The sequence below is a fragment of the Neobacillus kokaensis genome, assembly GCF_014656545.1.
GTDB lineage: Bacteria > Bacillota > Bacilli > Bacillales > Cytobacillaceae > Neobacillus > Neobacillus kokaensis.
This window is the reverse complement of the sequence record NZ_BNDS01000002.1, coordinates 204,853-221,639: the sequence shown is the minus strand read 5'-3', so window position 1 is coordinate 221,639 and position 16,787 is coordinate 204,853. Positions and strand designations below refer to the sequence as shown.

Below are 16,787 nucleotides of genomic sequence, written 5' to 3'. Positions count from 1 at the left end.
TAGGATGGAACAAATTAACTTTTGGTAGAGAAAGGAGTACGAGCTGTGGACAGGCCTAAAAAGGGCAATACAATCACAATTAAAATAAATGGAGACAATAGAACCTATCAGGAAGAGCTTCATAAAGCCGAGACAGAGGAGAACACAGTACAAAATCCTCCAATAGTAGAATTGCACCCGGAGCAAATTGAAGAGGAGGCAATGCTAGAAACCGCCGCCGCACAAGAAAATGAGGATGAAAGCTTTGACTGGATCATTCCGGATTCGTTAGAGAATGAAGTGGAAGAGATGAAAGCCCCAAGCAGCAAGGGTAAAGGAAAAGGACCCCATAAAACCACCGGTAAAAAAACAGTCTCTTTTTCAAGTTATTATAAAAAGAAGAATGGCAAGCCGGTCAGTTCTATATTGATTACTGCTGTTTTCGCGGTCCTGATTGGTACAACGATTGGGGTTTTCATGCTTAAATTGCTGAATGGTACACCAGCTGAAAAGGTGGTAACCGATCCCGTCACGATAGAGGAACCGAAAACGGACAATCCTAAGCAATCAATGGTAAATACGGCTTCGGCGGAAATTAACCAGCAAACAGCTTTTGTTATACAGGGCGGAGTTTTTGGATCAAAAGATGGTGCTGCAGAAATATCAGATAAACTAGCATCTATTGGTGTTCCTTCCGAAATTATCGAGATTGATAATAATTTCTATTTATTTCTCGGTGTTGCCGATTCAATTGAAAGCGCCAAGTCATTAGGGGCGCAATATAAACAAAACGGTGTGGAAGATGTCTTTGCTAAGCCGCTTTTAATCGATGAAAAGACTATTTCCGGCCTCAGCTCAAATGAGAAGAATTTTTTAGAGGCGGTCCCAACGATTTATGAAACACTATCCTTAGTAACTTCAAGCGCCCTTTTGACGAATGAGTTACCTGCTGAAGGAGCAAGCTCACTAGCTGTTATTGAAAAGCAATTGAATGACAGCGGAATAAAAAATAAAAAAGTAACGAGTCTAAAAACGGCGTTACAGGGTGCTCAAGAAAAAGTAAGAAACTTTGAAGCATCAAAGGATCCTAAGAGCTTAACCGAAGCCCAGCAGCATTTATTGAATTTCTTAGCTGTCTATTATTGGTTATAGTATTTTTATATAGCCAGTGTCAAAAGTCACTATTTTCCGGGAAATTTTTTCACAAAAGCCTGTCCAAAAGGGGCAGGCTTTTTGAAGTGTAAAACAGGAAGAAGTTAAAACCTCTGCATAATTTTACAAATTTCATCAAATTTTAATCATATAAAAATTGTTTGCTTCTATAATTTCTGATACGATTAACTTGTATCTCCCTATAGAAGCAAAAAGGTAAGGTGATGACATGCAGAACCTCATTTTAGCCTCTTCTTCTCCACGGCGAAAAGAACTTCTAGAAAATCTCCATCTATCATTCGCAATATCAAGCAGTGAAGTAGATGAAAGCTTTGACCCAAGGCTTTCACCGGAAGAAGTCGTTATGGAATTAGCTGACCGCAAAGCGAGGAAGGTTTTTCAAGAAAACCAGGATGCTCTTGTGATTGGCTCAGACACGGTTGTGGTTGCGAATAATCAAATCCTAGGGAAGCCAGCAGATGAGGCAGAAGCTATTTCAATGCTACAAACTCTTTCAGGTAAACAGCATGATGTCTACACAGGTGTATCCATTGTCTCAAAAGAAAACTCGACAAGGTTTTACGAAAAAACAGAAGTATGGTTTTGGGAGTTAACAGAAGACATGATACGGTCATATGTAAAAACTGGCGAACCGCTTGATAAAGCAGGGGCATATGGTATACAGCAGCTAGGGAGCATGCTTGTCAAAAAAATACACGGGGACTATTTTGCGGTTGTCGGACTGCCTGTTTCACGGACGATAAGGGAATTGAAACGGTTAGGCTATCAGCTGCCGTATTAGCCATCATTAACTCCCGAACAATAAGGGAGGAAAAGGTGTGTCTACAAATACGAAAACATTAATGATTCGTGATTTTCCGCAGGATGAACGGCCAAGGGAACGGTTTATTCAACATGGCCCTGGGAGCCTATCGAACCATGAGCTAATTGCGATACTGTTAAGGAACGGAACGAAGGATGAGTCGGTACTGCAATTAGCCAACCGGCTCTTGACCCATTTTGAAGGGTTAAGGCAGTTGAAATCGGCTACATTGGAAGAAATGACAGAAATTAAAGGGATCGGTTCAGCCAAGGCAATTCAACTGCTTGCCGCAGTTGAAATTGGCAGAAGGATTGCCAATCTGAATTACACTGACCGCTATGTGATCCGCTCGCCGGAAGACGGCGCCAATTATGTGATGAACGATATGCGCTTTTTAACACAGGAGCATTTTGTCTGCCTGTACTTAAATACGAAAAATCAGGTCATCCATAAACAGACTATTTTTATCGGCAGCTTAAATGCCTCCATCGTCCATCCCCGGGAGGTTTTCCGCGAAGCCTTAAAACGGTCTGCGGCTTCTGTTATTGCGCTGCATAATCACCCTTCAGGCGACCCGTCGCCAAGCCGTGAGGATATTGAAGTGACCAAGCGTTTAGTTGAATGCGGGAAAATCATCGGCATTGATCTCCTCGATCACTTGATCATCGGAGAAAATAAGTTTGTCAGTTTGAAGGAAAAAGGATATATATAATCCTATGTTTTTATTTGACGTTGCGTTATAATATTGTTTATGATTTTTTAGGACTACTTTTTTGGAATAGCTATTACAAACTTAACTATTTAGACATGATATAAAAGTCATTACTTGCCTAATTTTTAAGCAATTCGTATCAGAAAGGGAGATACAGCATTATGTTTGGTATTGGAACAAAAGATCTTGGGATTGACTTGGGTACTGCGAATACCCTTGTGTATGTGAAAGGGAAAGGAATTGTATTGCGCGAGCCATCTGTCGTGGCATTACAAACTGATACAAAAAGCATTGTCGCTGTCGGGAATGACGCAAAAAATATGATCGGCCGGACACCAGGAAACGTAGTGGCCCTTAGACCTATGAAGGACGGGGTTATTGCTGATTTTGAAACGACATCAGCATTAATGAAGCATTTGATTCGTCAGGCGATTAAAAATAAAGGACCATTCGCTGGTAAGCCATATGTCATGGTTTGTGTACCATCAGGAATTACAGCTGTTGAGGAAAGAGCCGTTATCGATGCAACAAGACAAGCTGGGGCTAAGGACGCGTATACCATTGAAGAACCGTTTGCAGCGGCAATTGGTGCTAATCTGCCGGTTTGGGAGCCTACCGGCAGCATGGTTGTTGATATCGGCGGGGGTACGACAGAGGTTGCGATTATTTCCTTAGGAGGAATTGTGACCAGCCAATCAATTCGTGTAGCTGGTGACGAAATGGACGAAGCCGTTATTACTTATATTAGAAAAAATTATAATTTATTGATTGGCGACCGGACTGCGGAAACCATTAAGATGGAAATTGGTTCGGCTGGTATTCCTGAGGGCATTGATAATATGGAAATCCGCGGCCGTGATTTATTAACCGGCCTTCCTAAGACTATTGAAATTACGCCAAAAGAAATTGCATCTGCTTTGAATGACACAGTGTACTCCATCGTGGAGGCAGTGAAAAATACATTAGAAAAAACCCCGCCTGAACTTGCGGCTGATATTATGGACCGCGGGATTGTCTTAACGGGCGGCGGAGCGCTGCTGCGGAATTTAGACAGAGTTATCAGCGAAGAAACCAAAATGCCTGTATTAATTGCTGAAAACCCGCTTGACTGTGTAGCAATAGGAACGGGTAAAGCGCTGGATAACATTCAGTTATTTAAAAACAAAGCGAAAGAATCTAGATAGATAATAGAGGTGTATCATCATGCCACAGTTCTTTTTGAATAAACGTCTGATCATTTTGCTAGTCAGCATTATTGTTCTCGTGGCATTGATTGGGTTTTCTTTAAGGGAGAGAGAGAAACTATCCTGGCCGGAGCAATTTGTCAAAGACACGACCGGCTGGGTTCAATCCCTTGTTTCAAAGCCTGCCAACTATATTGCGGGCTTTTTTGAAAATCTTCAGGACTTGCAAAATACATATAATGAGAATAAGGAATTAAAATCACGGGTTGAAAAAATTGCCAGCCTTGAGGCAGAAGTTCAAGCGCTGAAAAAAGATAATAGTGACTTACGTGACATTCTCGGTGAAACAAAGACCCTGAGAGATTATGAAACACAACCAGCTACTGTTATTGGCAGGAATCCTGATCGTTGGCATGAAATGATTATTATTGACAAAGGAAGTTTAAAAGGAATTAACAAAAATATGGCTGTAATTACGGCCAACGGACTGATTGGAAAAGTGAAAAGTGTCAATCAGTTTAGTTCAACCGTACAGCTGTTAAGTGCAATGGATCCGAAAAATCGGATTTCTGCTGTGATTCAAGGAAAGAAATCAAACGTATATGGCTTTGTCCAAGGTTTTGACAATAAGGAAAAACTGCTCCAAATCAAAAGCATTCCCTCAGGGGCTAAAGTGGAAAAGGGACAAACTGTTACAACCTCCGGGTTGGGCGGAGTGTTTCCCGGCGGTTTGATGATTGGAAAAGTGGTTGACGTGAAGACAGACCAATACGGATTAAACCAAATGGCACTGGTAAAGCCGGGGGCAGATTTTTACGATATTCAAAACGTCGTCATCATTAAACGTTCAATGACACAGCCGGCTAAAAAAGATATATCAAACGGGAAGGAGGAGGAATTGTGAGGAAATTCCTTCTTCCCCTTTTATTTATGCTGCTTTTTATTGCCGAAAGTCTTTTTGTTCAATTTTTACCAGCGGACGTTCTCGGGCAAAATCGAATCCTAGCGCCGCGTTTTTTATTTTCTGGATTGCTTTTGTTAACAATTTTTGTTGGCAGGAAACAAGGGATCATTTATGCAGCCATTTTTGGCTTAATATTTGATATTGTTTATATTGAAATTATTGGGATTTATTTATTTCTTTTCCCATTCGTCGCCTATCTCATTTCAAAAATCATGCATGTTTTGCAGGCTAATATGATTGTTGCCTTTGTCGTTTCGGTTTTTGGTATCGCACTGCTGGAGGTTGGCGTTTATGAAATGGATTATTTAATTCATGTAACAAACCTTGAATTCATAGATTTCTTAAATTTGCGTTTATATCCTACTTTAATCCTTAATGCGGCATTTTTGCTGATCTTCATTTTTCCTTTAAAACGGTATTTTGAAAAGTATGCCGATGCACTAAGAGACGAATAAAAAAAGGAGAATGGACAGTTCGTGTCGAAATTTATTTAAGATATGGAAATATATCCTTCAGGTCGGTCATCTTTGTATGCGATCCGAAATTGTTTTCTTAGTTATGAGGTGAATTTTTCTCCATGAAAAAACGGCAAAATGTTACAATAAAAGGAACAAAGGATGGTCTGGTTCTTCGACTTGATGACAGTTGTTCCTATGATGAGTTAAAGCGGGAGTTAGATCAGAAGCTTTCGGCAAACACGAGAACCCAAGATGAGCGTCACTTGATCTCTGTAAAATTGGAAGTCGGCAACCGCTATGTAACCGAGGAACAGCGAGATGAATTAAAAGAACTGATTCGGCAAAAGAAGAATCTTGTTGTCGATGACATTGTTTCAAATGTCATTACGAGAGAAGAAGCGGATCAATTGCGGGCTGAAAACGAGGTTGTAACCGTTTCAAAGATTATTCGTTCCGGGCAGATTTTAAGAGTTCCTGGTGATTTATTGCTGATTGGCGATGTTAATCCGGGCGGTACAGTTATCGCGGGGGGCAATATATTTGTTATGGGAGCGTTAAAAGGAATCGCCCATGCCGGCTGTTATGGAAACGACCAGGCGGTAATTGCGGCTTCTAGTATGAAACCATCACAGCTTATGATTAACGAAGTGCGAAACCAGGCACCAGATATCATTCCGGTTGATGAAAAACATGAAATGGAATGTGCCTACATAGATGAGGACCATCAAATCAAAATTGATAGATTACAAGTTTTAATCCAATTAAGACCTGATTTAACGAGATTAGAAGGGGGACATTAAAGTGGGAGAAGCAATCGTAATTACATCCGGTAAGGGCGGCGTCGGCAAAACGACAACTAGTGCCAATATTGGCACAGCGCTCGCCCTTCAAGGCAAGAAAGTATGCTTGGTTGATACAGACATCGGTCTCCGAAACTTGGATGTCGTAATGGGGCTTGAAAACAGAATTATCTATGATCTTGTTGATGTGGTCGATGGACGGTGCAAAATTCATCAAGCATTAGTGAAAGACAAACGATTTGATGGCCTATTATACTTATTGCCGGCTGCCCAAACTGTCGATAAAAATGCTGTAACAGTCGATCAGATGAAGAAACTGATGGATGAATTAAAACAAGACTATGACTATATCATTATTGATTGTCCTGCTGGCATTGAGCAGGGCTATAAGAATGCTGTTGCAGGTGCAGACAAAGCGATCGTAGTGACAACACCGGAAGTTTCTGCCGTTCGTGATGCTGATAGAATAATTGGCCTGCTTGAAAAAGAAAAGCATATGGAAGCCCCGAAATTAATCGTGAACCGTATCCGCAACCATATGATGAAAAATGGCGATATGCTAGATTTAGATGAAATTACCGAACACTTATCAATAGGTCTTATCGGCATTGTTGCCGACGATGACGAGGTCATCAGAGCTTCAAATCATGGTGAGCCGATTGCTTTAAATCCAAATAGCAAAGCCTCCATTGCTTACCGCAATATTGCCAGAAGGATTCTCGGAGAATCGATCCCGCTCCAGCCGCTTGAAGAAGCAAACAAAGGCATGTTTGGCCGGATTAAAAAGTTTTTTGGTGTACGATAAAATATTTTGCCTGTCTGCTTTTTGTGTAGTGGACAGGCTTTTTATTTATGTTTTATTGGTAAAAAATGTCTAAATAGCCAAAAGGGTCAAAAAAAAAGCCAAAACCCCATGAAAAAAAGCCAAAACCCCATGAAAAAAAGCCAAAACCGCTTAATAAAAAACCCAAAACTCGCCCCAGCCACAAAATCCTCCACAATCAAGTCATACTCCCTCCATCCCCCTCATAGACTTGTACAAATAGCTCGAAAAGGATTGATGGGTATGGCGCGGTCTTCAGCGGACGAAATACGGAGGAGAATTGCCAAAAGGAAAAAAGGAAAAGGTACAGCTGACAAAACCCAGGATCAGCATTTATTATGGCCTGGTAATGATGATGAAAGCTATGGCTACAATTATATTTCTCCATCTGGTGGAGGGGATGATGGGCACCCATTGTTTAAAAAAGAGGTCCTCTTTTTCAAAGTATTGGCTTCAATCCTGTTGTTCCTAGTAGTAGCCATCATGTTCCGCAGTCAAGTTCCAGCAGTGGAACCTGTGAAGAATTTCGTTGTCAAAACAATGGACAAGGAATTTAAGTTTGCTACAGTTTCAAAATGGTATGAGGATAAGTTTGGCAAACCGCTAGCCTTGCTTCCATTCACAGAGAAGAACGAAGCAGGTAAAACAGAAGAGGTTCAAAGCGGCGCTGTTCCCGTAACAGGAAGACTCCTCGAAAATTTTGAAAAGAATGGACAAGGAATCATGATTGAGACCGGAAAGGGAGCACCGGTTCAAGTGATTAATGATGGCTTTGTCAGTTTTGCCGCAGTCAAAGAAGGACTAGGGAAAACCGTCATTGTTCAGCATGGGGATGGATCGGAAACGTGGTATGGGAATTTAGAAAGTATTAAGGTGAAATTATATGAATATATCGACAAACGAACAGTGGTTGGAACGGTGTCAGGGTCTGCTAGTGAAGATAAAACAAAGGGTCAATACTATTTTGCCGTTAAAAAGGATGAAAGTTTTATCGACCCTGTTAAGGTGATTCGCTTTGAATAAGCTGATTTCCTTACTTAGGCTCGTCCACATCCATCCATTGCTGTGGCTGATTATTGCTCTATCCATTGCAACGGCACATTTCCGGGAAGTGTGTTTATTAATCGGAATTATTTTTATCCATGAAATGGGGCATGCGGCCGCAGCTTTCTTTTTTTCCTGGCGTATTAAAAAAATTACCCTCCTGCCATTTGGCGGTGTGGCAGAAATGGATGAGCACGGAAACCGCCCGTTAAAGGAAGAGGCCATTGTGGTACTCGCGGGACCAGTGCAGCATCTCTGGATGATCGCGGCTGCATATGGCCTGTTTACATTCAACGTTTTACCGGAAGAGTGGTATCAATTATTTCTCCACTACAATATGATGGTTCTTATTTTTAATTTATTTCCCGTTTGGCCGCTCGATGGCGGAAAAATGGTATTTTTATTGCTCTCATTAAAACATTCCTTTACAAAGGCTCATCAAATAACACTATTGTTTTCACTTGTAAGTTTGGCCGTTTTTTCAATACTCATCTTAGTTGCGGCACCCGCCCATATTAATGTCTGGGTAGTGATTGGCTACCTGCTATTCTCCATCTATTATGAATGGAAACAGCGACGATTTATTTTTATGCGATTTTTATTAGAGCGTTATTACGGCAATAAATCGAATCCCGATGATTTGGTGCCCATACAGGCAAAGGAAGAGGATTTGCTGATTCATGTGCTGGAGAAATTCCAGCGCGGCTGCAAGCACCCGATTGTGGTGGAAGCAGAGGGTGAGAAAAAGGGGACTTTAGATGAAAATGAACTGCTTCATGCCTATTTCACGGAAAAACGGTTAACCGATAAAATCAGCGACCTTCTCTTTTTGTATTAATAAGGTATAATAGGACCAATAAGAAATGCGATGATGCATAATTTTAATGGGTCATCGATTTAAAAAAGCGAGGACGTTAGTTTGGAAAGGTTAATTGTTAATACTGCTTCACGTGAAAAAAGGTTTGCCTATATTAAAGACAACCGAGTAGAAAAAATCATTTTTGACCGGCCGGAGCATCGATCTTTGGTCGGTAATATTTATTTTGGGACGGTTACAAAGGTGCTTCCTGGAATGAATGCGGCCTTTATTGATATCGGGACGGAAAAAAACGCCTATTTGCATCGGGACGTTATTCCTTCCTTTGTTGCATCACAGGAGAAGGAAAAAAACATTACATCATTTGTCCGCCAGGGGGAAAAAATGATGGTCCAAGTGGACAAGGATGCTACAGGCACGAAAGGTCCTAAGGTGACAGCCATTATTGAAATTCCTGGGACACATTTGATTTATATGCCAAAAGGGCATTATCTGGCGGTTTCTAAAAAAATCAGCGATGACAGCCAAAAGGATCTTAAACATTTAGGAAACCAAATCAAAAAAGACGAAGAAGGGCTTATTTTTCGAACTTCAAGTGTGAATGCTGCGGAAGCGGAGATTCAAGGTGAGCTTAATCAGCTAAGACAGCGATACGAAGAAATTTTTCAACGCACCCTTTCAATGAAAAATCCGGGCTTAATTTATCAAACAGATCATTTTAGCGAAATGATCCTAGACGAGGTTGCCAGAATGACTGCCGGCGAGGTAATGGTTGATGATTTATCATTGAAAAAAAGGCTCGACGGTGGAAATGTACCAGTCAGCTACTATAATGGAAAAGAAAATATTTTCTCTGTTTTCAAGGTAGAGCCGGAAATTGATAAGGCGTTAAAACGTGTCGTCTGGCTCGATAACGGTGCCTATTTGATCTTTGATGAAACAGAGGCACTGACGATTGTCGATGTGAATACCGGGAAATTCTCTGGAAAGATCGATTATCAAGATACCGTGTTCAAAACGAATCAGCTGGCAGCGAAGGAAATTGTCCGGCAGCTGCGGCTCCGTGATATTGGCGGTATTGTGTTGATTGATTTTATCGATATGAAACGCGAACAGGACAAAGAGAAAATTCGTCACACAGTAGAGATAGAGCTTGCAAAAGATGAAAAAAGGACTAAAGTAATCGGCTTTACACCACTTGGTATTCTTCAGCTGACAAGGAAAAGAACAAAGGTATCGATCTCTGAGGCGATGCAGGTAAAATGTCGTGTCTGCAATGGGACTGGCCGAGTGTTAAGTGCCGAGACAATCGCCTTTCGCCTCGAGCGGGAGCTGATGGAGCACCGCAGTACCGAATATGAGGCTGTTCTTGTTGAAACCACAAGTGAAGTGAAGGATGCGCTGATTAGCCCGGATGGCTCTTATAAAGAAGTATTAGAGGAACTGCTCCAATTCAAGATTTATTTTTCCATCCAGCCTTCTATTGAACACTATTATAGGTTGACACAGTTCGGGGATGAACAGGAGATATCCTTCAAAGCGGACTAAAATATATTGACACAATGCTTTAGATTATGGTAGGATTTTAATGTTGTTTGTAGCACCCGTGCTACAACCGCACATACCAGGTTATAAGATTTTGCATCATTAATGCAAAGCACCTGCATATGGCGAGTCTGAGTTTATAAGGAGGTGCAGTTATGTACGCAATTATCGAAACTGGCGGTAAGCAAGTGAAAGTTGAAGAAGGCCAAGCAATCTACATCGAGAAATTAAGTGTAGAAGCTGGCGAAACTGTTACTTTTGACAAGGTTCTTTTCGTAGGCGGCGAAACTGTAAAAGTTGGAAGCCCTGTTATTGAAGGCGCTACTGTTACAGCTAAAGTTGAAAAGCAAGGCCGTGCGAAGAAAATCACTGTTTTCAAGTACAAAGCGAAGAAAAACTATCACAAGAAACAAGGTCATCGTCAACCTTACACTAAAGTAGTCATCGAAAAAATCAACGCGTAAGGTGTTGAATTAGATGATTCAAGTAGTGATTAATCGTACGAAATCTGCTCAAATCCAGTCGTTTGAAATAAGCGGACATGCCTTTTTTGAAAGGCGGGGGAAGGATATTGTCTGTGCCGGCGTTTCTGCCGTATCGGTTGGTGCCGTTAACGCGGTACACGAACTAACAGGCGTTACTCCTGAAATCGACCATGAGTCTGGACTGCTCCGCTGTACGATTCCGGAACATCTTCCGGAGGAAACAAGCGGGAAAGTGCAGCTTCTTTTAGAAGGTATGGCTGTTGCCTTACGAACGATTGAAATTGATTACGGAAAGCACATAAAAATTACCTTCAAAAAGCAGGAGGTGGAATAAATGCTATTAAAATTAGATCTTCAGTTGTTTGCATCTAAAAAAGGGGTAGGTTCTACTAAGAACGGTCGTGACTCTATCGCAAAGCGCCTTGGTGCTAAGCGTGCAGACGGTCAATTCGTAACTGGCGGTTCTATCCTTTACCGTCAACGCGGTACAAAGATTTACCCAGGTGAAAACGTTGGCCGTGGCGGAGACGACACTTTATTTGCAAAAGTAGACGGCGTTGTAAAATTTGAACGCTTTGGCCGCGACCGCAAAAAAGTGAGCGTATATCCAGTAGCTCAAGAAGCTTAATAGCTGCCTGAAAACTCTAACACTATAGGTTAGAGTTTTCTTTTTTTTTAAAACTTCACCAAGAAATCTTCAAAAAGTTCTTCATAAATTCAGACATTTTCCCTGTATACATAGAAAATTGCTTACTCATAGTTGTTTTTTTGTTATACTAACAGCAAACAGTTTTTCGGACAACGAAATTTGGGAGCGAAGGTATGGAGAAACAATGGGATATAATTGAGGTGCTGCGGCACTCGCGCCATGATTGGATGAATAAGCTGCAGCTAATAAAGGGGAATATTGATTTAAACAGAATCGATCGTGTGAAAACGGTTATTGAGGAAATCATTATCGAAGCACAAAATGAGACAAACCTCTCAAATCTTCCAATGAAGAGATTTGTTTCACTGCTATTAAGGACCAATTGGGAGAATCCTCAATTTAAGCTCGAATATGAGGTATTAATCGATAAGGATGTAATGAAGGTAGATGATGAAACCTTAACCAATTGGACAAAACTATTTTTTTTATGTTTAAATAACGCCATAGAGGCATTTCAAGATAATCATTTATCAATTACGATTGAACCGCAATCGAATGGACTTCGTTTCTTTTTTGATTTTAGCGGGATAATAATAAGCAGAGAATTGATTGAGATATTCCTTTCTGAACACACTAGCCTGCTTGATATAGTGGTGAAGGAATTTTCGGAAAATGAACTCGCATTGGAGCTTTATATGCCGGCTGTTTAGCCTGGCAAAGACCAGCGATTCTCTGTTATTTTTCAACTACCGGAGGATTATAAAAAATGTTTGTTGATCAAGTGAAAATTTATGTAAAGGGCGGCGATGGAGGCAATGGAATGGTTGCCTACCGCCGTGAAAAATATGTACCAAAAGGGGGGCCTGCCGGCGGCGACGGTGGTAAAGGTGCCGATGTTGTTTTTAAAGTTGATGAAGGTTTGCGGACGCTGATGGATTTTCGTTATCAGCGCCATTTTAAAGCTACTCGCGGCGAGCATGGTATGTCAAAGAACCAGCACGGCCGAAATGCCAAGGACATGATTGTTAAGGTCCCTCCTGGTACGGTGGTTATGGATGCTGAAACGAAAGTTGTCATCGCTGATTTGGTGGAGCATGGCCAGCAGGCTGTGATTGCCAAAGGCGGCCGCGGCGGTCGTGGTAACTCCCGGTTTGCGACACCGGCCAATCCAGCGCCGGAAATTGCCGAAAATGGTGAGCCTGGGCAGGAACGCGATGTCATTCTAGAGCTAAAGCTTTTGGCTGATGTTGGACTTGTTGGTTTCCCGAGTGTCGGAAAGTCTACGTTATTATCGGTTGTTTCTTCGGCAAAACCGAAAATTGCCGAGTATCATTTTACAACCATCGTTCCAAATCTCGGTATGGTGGAAACGGAGGATGGACGCAGCTTTGTTATGGCTGATTTGCCAGGACTGATTGAAGGTGCTCACGCGGGTGTCGGCTTAGGTCACCAATTTTTGCGTCATATTGAACGAACTAGGGTTATCGTCCATGTCATTGATATGGCTGCCACCGAAGGTCGTGATCCGTTTGAGGATTATCTGACAATCAACCGCGAATTAAAAGAGTATAACTTAAGGTTAACAGAGCGTCCGCAAATTATTGTGGCGAACAAGATGGATATGCCGGATGCGGAGGAAAACTTGAAAAAGTTTAAGGACCAGCTTGAAGAGGATTACCCGATTTTTCCGATTTCGGCCATTACCAGAAAAGGTTTGCGTGAACTGTTGTTTGCAGTTGCTGATAAAGTGGAGGAAACACCGGAATTTCCGCTTGAGCATGAGGAGGAAGTGGAAATTAACCGCGTCCTTTATAAGCATGAGGCCGATCCTGATGCATTTGTCATTACAAGAGAACCAGACGGCAGCTTTGTGCTTTCAGGTGATAAGCTTGAAAAATTGTTTAAAATGACTGATTTTTCACGAGATGAATCAGTCCGCCGATTCTCAAGACAGCTTCGCGGCATGGGGGTTGACGATGCTCTAAGGCAAAGAGGAGCGAAAGACGGAGATATCGTCAAATTGTTAGAATTTGAATTTGAGTTTATTGAATAAAGTGAAACCTCAATCAGAGGAGGGTTCCACTGATTGTTAGTTGAACCAATCGGGCTTTTACGGGCAGTTGTTCCCCGCTTTGATTTCCTGTTTAAGCTAAGAATTTAAAGTAGGGATCTTACTGCCCGTAAAAGCGGGATAAAGTTTCCAAAAAGGTAGAGATGAGAATGGATAACTTTGAAAAAAAATTTTATTTAGTCCGTGAAGATGTGCTGCCGGAGGCGATGAAAAAAACGCTTGATGCAAAGGAAATGCTTGAACGCGGCAAGGCGGAATCCATTTGGGATGCAGCGCAAAAGGTAGATTTAAGCCGCAGTGCTTTCTATAAATATCGTGATACGGTATTTCCATTTTCTACGATTCAAAAAGAACGTTTGGTTTCCTTGTTTTTTCATTTAGAGGACCGTTCAGGAACTTTATCAAAACTGTTAAGCATTGTAGCCGCTTCAGGCTGCAATGTGTTAACGATTCACCAAACGATTCCCCTTCAAGGGAGAGCGAATGTAACGCTTTCGTTAAACACATCGGATATGAAAAATGATATTGAGTCATTGCTGGCTGATTTGAGAAAGCTCGCATTTGTTGAGAAGGTTGAGGTGCTGGGAACAGGAGCATAAATGGAGAAGTTCCCGGCTTTCTTTTAAAGGAGAGAGAAGAAGTGAAGGTAGGTTATTTAGGCCCAAAGGCAACATTTACAGAATTAGCAGTGAAAAAGGTTTTTGAAGGCTTTGAATATGTGCCGTTTCAAACAATTCCGGGATGTATGGATGCAGTCTCTAACCACGTTGTTGAGCTTGCTGTAGTCCCGCTGGAAAACACTTTAGAAGGATCTGTTAACATTACGCTTGATTATTTAACACATGTTGCAGACATTCCGATTATTGGGGAAATTACGATTCCGATTACAATGCATTTAATGGTTCACCCTAAGAATGCGGAGAGATGGCAGGATGCTGAAAAAATTTTCAGCCACTCCCATGCGATTGCTCAGTGTCATAAATTTTTACATAAACACTTTAAGGGAGTACCGTACGAAAGTGTTTCATCCACAGCTGCATCAGCTAAAATGATCATGGAATCACCTGAACTGAACATTGCAGCAATTGCGAACGAATTGGCTGCAAAGGAATATGGGGCGACAATTGTCCAAAGAGGCATCCATGATTTTGACCATAATCATACCCGGTTTATTGTTTTAGCCAAAAAAGATATTGATTTTCAAGTGCTAAGCGGTTCCTCCCATTATCGAACAACATTAATGGTAACACTGCCATCTGACCAGGCGGGTGCTCTGCACCAAGTGTTATCTGCGTTTGCTTGGCGCAAAATAAATCTCTCAAAAATTGAATCAAGACCAATGAAAACGGGAATTGGAAATTATTTCTTCATTATAGATTTAGAAATGAAGCTTGATGATGTGTTAATACCTGGAGCTATTGCTGAAATGGAAGCTTTAGGATGCAGTGTCAAATTGCTCGGAAGCTACCCAGCAATGATGGTGGATTTGGATTAAGATTAGCGAAAGCATTGTAAAAGGACCATTAAAAGGTCCTTTTTATGATTCCAATAATATTCCTTCTTTTTTAAGTGCAGCTTCTGCCTTCTCTAAAGCAGCCTCACTTGGAGCTGATAAAGTATGTAAATGAATTCCTCCGGTTAGTTCTGATAATAGCGGTGCTTTCGTTGTTTCAAGTTTTTCAATAAATTGCTTTACTTCCTGTCTGTTTGACACCATAATAGATGCGGTTAGATCACCGTAGATAGCATGTTCGATTTTAACATCCTTCACTTTTACCCCGTAATCAACTATGATATTTAGCTCTTTTTCTGTGTCCTCATAAGTGTGGCGACAAGCAATCGTCCGTTCATAAACTAAATTTTCACTCTGTTGCTGTAAAAACAGATACCCTTGGCTCGTTGCGATAATTGGTTCACCTTTAGCCTTAAGCAGCGTAATATCACCGACAATCACCTGCCTGCTGACATTTGTCCTCTCGGCTAACTCGCTTCCGGTAATTGGTCGGCTGCTATCCTGTAATAATTGTAAAATAAATCTTCTCCGTTCGTCCCCAAGTATCTTTTTTTGTTCCATATTAAACGCTCCTTACCATGTACATGCTTTCATAGTACCATACTGATTTTTAAAAATAAATGAAGTAAACCAATAGACTAGAGCTTGTGTAAACATATTTCGAAAAAAAGAAGCATAAGTTTTTGTGAAGAATGATAGCATTTTGCCCATTACCACATACACTATATGGACTTATGCCATAGGAGGGAAATCAGAGTGAAGATCCATATCGTACAGAAAGGGGATACTCTTTGGAAGATCGCCAAGAAGTACGGCGTGAATTTTGAAGAGCTGAAAAAGATGAATTCACAGCTCAGCAACCCTGATATGATAATGCCCGGAATGAAAATAAAGGTCCCGACAACAGGCGGCACCATCAAAAAAGAAGGGCCAATCAAAGCTGAGCATCCGTTTGCCAAAGAAGTACCGATTAAAGAAATGCCGATTAAAGAAGCACCCGTTAAGGAAATACCGATAAAGGAAGTGCCAATTAAAGAGCAGCCAATTATAAAAGAAGCACCGAAAGCGCCGTATACCCCAAAAATGCCTCTACAAGTAGTCCCAGAAATCGATATTAATAATTATTATATGACTAACATGACTAATATGACGGTAAAACCTGAGCTGCCGCCCAAACCGGCTAATATCCTTCCTGAAGTGAAAGAGGTTCCAAAGAAAGAAGTTCCAATGCCTGCCCCAATGCCGGTACAAGAAGCGCCATGTCCACCAATGCAAGATTATTGTGTTCCAATTACACCGATTATGCCCGGACCAGGATTTTGTCCGCCATATGGAGGCATTCCGATGCAAATGCCTTGCCCGCCGATGCAGGCAGCCCCAATGATGCCTGCTTCTAATGCGGTTCCAAATATGCTCCCTAACATAACTCCAAATAATCCGGGGCAAATGGTGGGCGGATCCTATATGCCGATGTCTTTTCATGATGAATCATCTGCCTTTATGCCCCAAATGCCAATGAATCCGGGATATAATCCTGGAGGAACAGTGATGGGAAGTCCGTATTCTCAAGTTCCAGCAGCCGGATTCCAGCAGCCTATGGATCCAGCGGCATATGGCATGCAGCCAGCCTATCAGGCAATGCCAGGAGCATATGGCGGAATGCCAATGGGATATGGAGAAACTCCAGCTGGGTATGGTCAAATGCCTGCGGGATATCCAGAAGGTGTTGGACCAATGACAGGGGCCCCAGGATATCCAGGAACAGCAG

The 16,787-nt window shown here is 41.6% G+C and carries 20 protein-coding genes and 1 other annotated feature; of the genes, 19 read left to right on the top strand and 1 reads right to left on the bottom strand.

Features of this window, described 5'->3' with window-relative positions; genetic code table 11:
- The first annotated feature begins 45 nt into the window (after window positions 1–45).
- The 18 genes from IE222_RS03605 to pheA all read left to right on the top strand — a co-directional run bounded on the left by IE222_RS03605 (window position 46) and on the right by pheA (window position 15,001).
- Window positions 46–1,131: a hypothetical protein gene (locus IE222_RS03605; RefSeq protein ID WP_191269758.1), complete on the top strand. Its 1,086-nt coding sequence runs from the start codon at window positions 46–48 to the stop codon at window positions 1,129–1,131.
- A 229-nt stretch (window positions 1,132–1,360) separates the two neighbouring features.
- Window positions 1,361–1,933 (top strand): Maf family protein, encoded by a 573-nt coding sequence (locus IE222_RS03600; RefSeq protein WP_191269756.1) that lies wholly within the window; start codon window positions 1,361–1,363, stop codon window positions 1,931–1,933.
- Between the two features lie 61 nt (window positions 1,934–1,994).
- Window positions 1,995–2,666, top strand: coding sequence for a RadC family protein (radC, locus tag IE222_RS03595; RefSeq protein ID WP_191270195.1), 672 nt, complete (start codon window positions 1,995–1,997; stop codon window positions 2,664–2,666).
- A gap of 161 nt (window positions 2,667–2,827) precedes the next feature.
- Entirely contained in the window at window positions 2,828–3,850 is a 1,023-nt protein-coding gene (locus IE222_RS03590) for a rod shape-determining protein (RefSeq protein ID WP_191269754.1), read from the top strand.
- Between the two features lie 19 nt (window positions 3,851–3,869).
- A complete protein-coding gene (gene mreC, locus IE222_RS03585) occupies window positions 3,870–4,754 on the top strand; it encodes a rod shape-determining protein MreC (protein ID WP_191269752.1) in 885 nt (294 codons plus the stop codon).
- Window positions 4,751–5,269 carry a rod shape-determining protein MreD gene (gene mreD / locus IE222_RS03580; protein WP_191269750.1) on the top strand — a complete coding sequence of 173 codons (519 nt, stop codon included), beginning with the start codon at window positions 4,751–4,753 and terminating at the stop codon, window positions 5,267–5,269. The genes mreC and mreD overlap by 4 nt, the downstream gene beginning before the upstream one ends.
- Before the next feature lie 122 nt (window positions 5,270–5,391).
- On the top strand, window positions 5,392–6,072 hold the full coding sequence (gene minC, locus IE222_RS03575) for a septum site-determining protein MinC (RefSeq protein WP_191269748.1): 681 nt from the start codon (window positions 5,392–5,394) through the stop codon (window positions 6,070–6,072).
- Window position 6,073: 1 nt separating this feature from the next.
- Window positions 6,074–6,877, top strand: a complete 804-nt coding sequence (gene minD, locus IE222_RS03570; protein WP_191269746.1) for a septum site-determining protein MinD — start codon at window positions 6,074–6,076, stop codon at window positions 6,875–6,877.
- A 261-nt stretch (window positions 6,878–7,138) separates the two neighbouring features.
- Complete coding sequence (locus IE222_RS03565) at window positions 7,139–7,918, top strand: M23 family metallopeptidase (RefSeq protein ID WP_223282567.1); 780 nt, start codon at window positions 7,139–7,141, stop codon at window positions 7,916–7,918.
- The gene (locus IE222_RS03560) at window positions 7,911–8,777 is read left to right on the top strand and encodes a M50 family metallopeptidase (RefSeq protein WP_191269742.1); all 867 of its coding nucleotides are present in this window, start codon (window positions 7,911–7,913) and stop codon (window positions 8,775–8,777) included. The genes IE222_RS03565 and IE222_RS03560 overlap by 8 nt, the downstream gene beginning before the upstream one ends.
- A gap of 81 nt (window positions 8,778–8,858) precedes the next feature.
- Window positions 8,859–10,304, top strand: a complete 1,446-nt coding sequence (locus IE222_RS03555; RefSeq protein ID WP_191269741.1) for an Rne/Rng family ribonuclease — start codon at window positions 8,859–8,861, stop codon at window positions 10,302–10,304.
- A 55-nt stretch (window positions 10,305–10,359) separates the two neighbouring features.
- Window positions 10,360–10,444 (top strand) — a sequence feature (ribosomal protein L21 leader region).
- 12 nt (window positions 10,445–10,456) lie between these two features.
- Window positions 10,457–10,765: a 50S ribosomal protein L21 gene (gene rplU / locus IE222_RS03550; RefSeq protein ID WP_191269739.1), complete on the top strand. Its 309-nt coding sequence runs from the start codon at window positions 10,457–10,459 to the stop codon at window positions 10,763–10,765.
- 13 nt (window positions 10,766–10,778) lie between these two features.
- Complete coding sequence (locus IE222_RS03545; protein ID WP_191269738.1) at window positions 10,779–11,120, top strand: ribosomal-processing cysteine protease Prp; 342 nt, start codon at window positions 10,779–10,781, stop codon at window positions 11,118–11,120.
- Window positions 11,121–11,414, top strand: a complete 294-nt coding sequence (gene rpmA, locus IE222_RS03540; RefSeq protein ID WP_191269736.1) for a 50S ribosomal protein L27 — start codon at window positions 11,121–11,123, stop codon at window positions 11,412–11,414. It begins immediately after the preceding gene.
- Between the two features lie 194 nt (window positions 11,415–11,608).
- Window positions 11,609–12,145, top strand: coding sequence for a Spo0B C-terminal domain-containing protein (locus IE222_RS03535; protein WP_191269734.1), 537 nt, complete (start codon window positions 11,609–11,611; stop codon window positions 12,143–12,145).
- Window positions 12,146–12,201: 56 nt separating this feature from the next.
- Window positions 12,202–13,488, top strand: coding sequence for a GTPase ObgE (obgE, locus tag IE222_RS03530; protein WP_191269732.1), 1,287 nt, complete (start codon window positions 12,202–12,204; stop codon window positions 13,486–13,488).
- Window positions 13,489–13,649: 161 nt separating this feature from the next.
- Window positions 13,650–14,105 carry a transcriptional regulator ThrR gene (gene thrR, locus IE222_RS03525; protein WP_191269730.1) on the top strand — a complete coding sequence of 152 codons (456 nt, stop codon included), beginning with the start codon at window positions 13,650–13,652 and terminating at the stop codon, window positions 14,103–14,105.
- A gap of 41 nt (window positions 14,106–14,146) precedes the next feature.
- Complete coding sequence (gene pheA / locus IE222_RS03520) at window positions 14,147–15,001, top strand: prephenate dehydratase (protein ID WP_191269728.1); 855 nt, start codon at window positions 14,147–14,149, stop codon at window positions 14,999–15,001.
- A 42-nt stretch (window positions 15,002–15,043) separates the two neighbouring features.
- Here pheA and IE222_RS03515 read toward each other — a convergent pair whose 3' ends face one another.
- Window positions 15,044–15,580, bottom strand: a complete 537-nt coding sequence (locus IE222_RS03515) for a transcription repressor NadR (RefSeq protein ID WP_191269726.1) — start codon at window positions 15,578–15,580, stop codon at window positions 15,044–15,046.
- A 195-nt stretch (window positions 15,581–15,775) separates the two neighbouring features.
- Between IE222_RS03515 and safA the strand changes: the two genes are divergently transcribed.
- Window positions 15,776–16,787, top strand: a 1,012-nt coding sequence (safA, locus tag IE222_RS03510) for a SafA/ExsA family spore coat assembly protein (protein WP_191269723.1), incomplete at its 3' end; no start/stop codon positions are given.

Bases quoted from the DNA above. Each gene is read 5' to 3' on its own strand.
- IE222_RS03600 (WP_191269756.1), top strand. From the start codon at position 1,361: ATGCAGAACCTCATTTTAGCCTCTTCTTCTCCACGGCGAAAAGAACTT.
- radC (WP_191270195.1), top strand. From the start codon at position 1,995: ATGATTCGTGATTTTCCGCAGGATGAACGGCCAAGGGAACGGTTTATT.
- IE222_RS03590 (WP_191269754.1), top strand. From the start codon at position 2,828: ATGTTTGGTATTGGAACAAAAGATCTTGGGATTGACTTGGGTACTGCG.
- mreC (WP_191269752.1), top strand. From the start codon at position 3,870: ATGCCACAGTTCTTTTTGAATAAACGTCTGATCATTTTGCTAGTCAGC.
- minC (WP_191269748.1), top strand. From the start codon at position 5,392: ATGAAAAAACGGCAAAATGTTACAATAAAAGGAACAAAGGATGGTCTG.
- IE222_RS03565 (WP_223282567.1), top strand. From the start codon at position 7,139: ATGGCGCGGTCTTCAGCGGACGAAATACGGAGGAGAATTGCCAAAAGG.
- rplU (WP_191269739.1), top strand. From the start codon at position 10,457: ATGTACGCAATTATCGAAACTGGCGGTAAGCAAGTGAAAGTTGAAGAA.
- IE222_RS03545 (WP_191269738.1), top strand. From the start codon at position 10,779: ATGATTCAAGTAGTGATTAATCGTACGAAATCTGCTCAAATCCAGTCG.
- rpmA (WP_191269736.1), top strand. From the start codon at position 11,121: ATGCTATTAAAATTAGATCTTCAGTTGTTTGCATCTAAAAAAGGGGTA.
- IE222_RS03535 (WP_191269734.1), top strand. From the start codon at position 11,609: ATGGAGAAACAATGGGATATAATTGAGGTGCTGCGGCACTCGCGCCAT.
- obgE (WP_191269732.1), top strand. From the start codon at position 12,202: ATGTTTGTTGATCAAGTGAAAATTTATGTAAAGGGCGGCGATGGAGGC.
- thrR (WP_191269730.1), top strand. From the start codon at position 13,650: ATGAGAATGGATAACTTTGAAAAAAAATTTTATTTAGTCCGTGAAGAT.
- IE222_RS03515 (WP_191269726.1), bottom strand. From the start codon at position 15,580: ATGGAACAAAAAAAGATACTTGGGGACGAACGGAGAAGATTTATTTTA.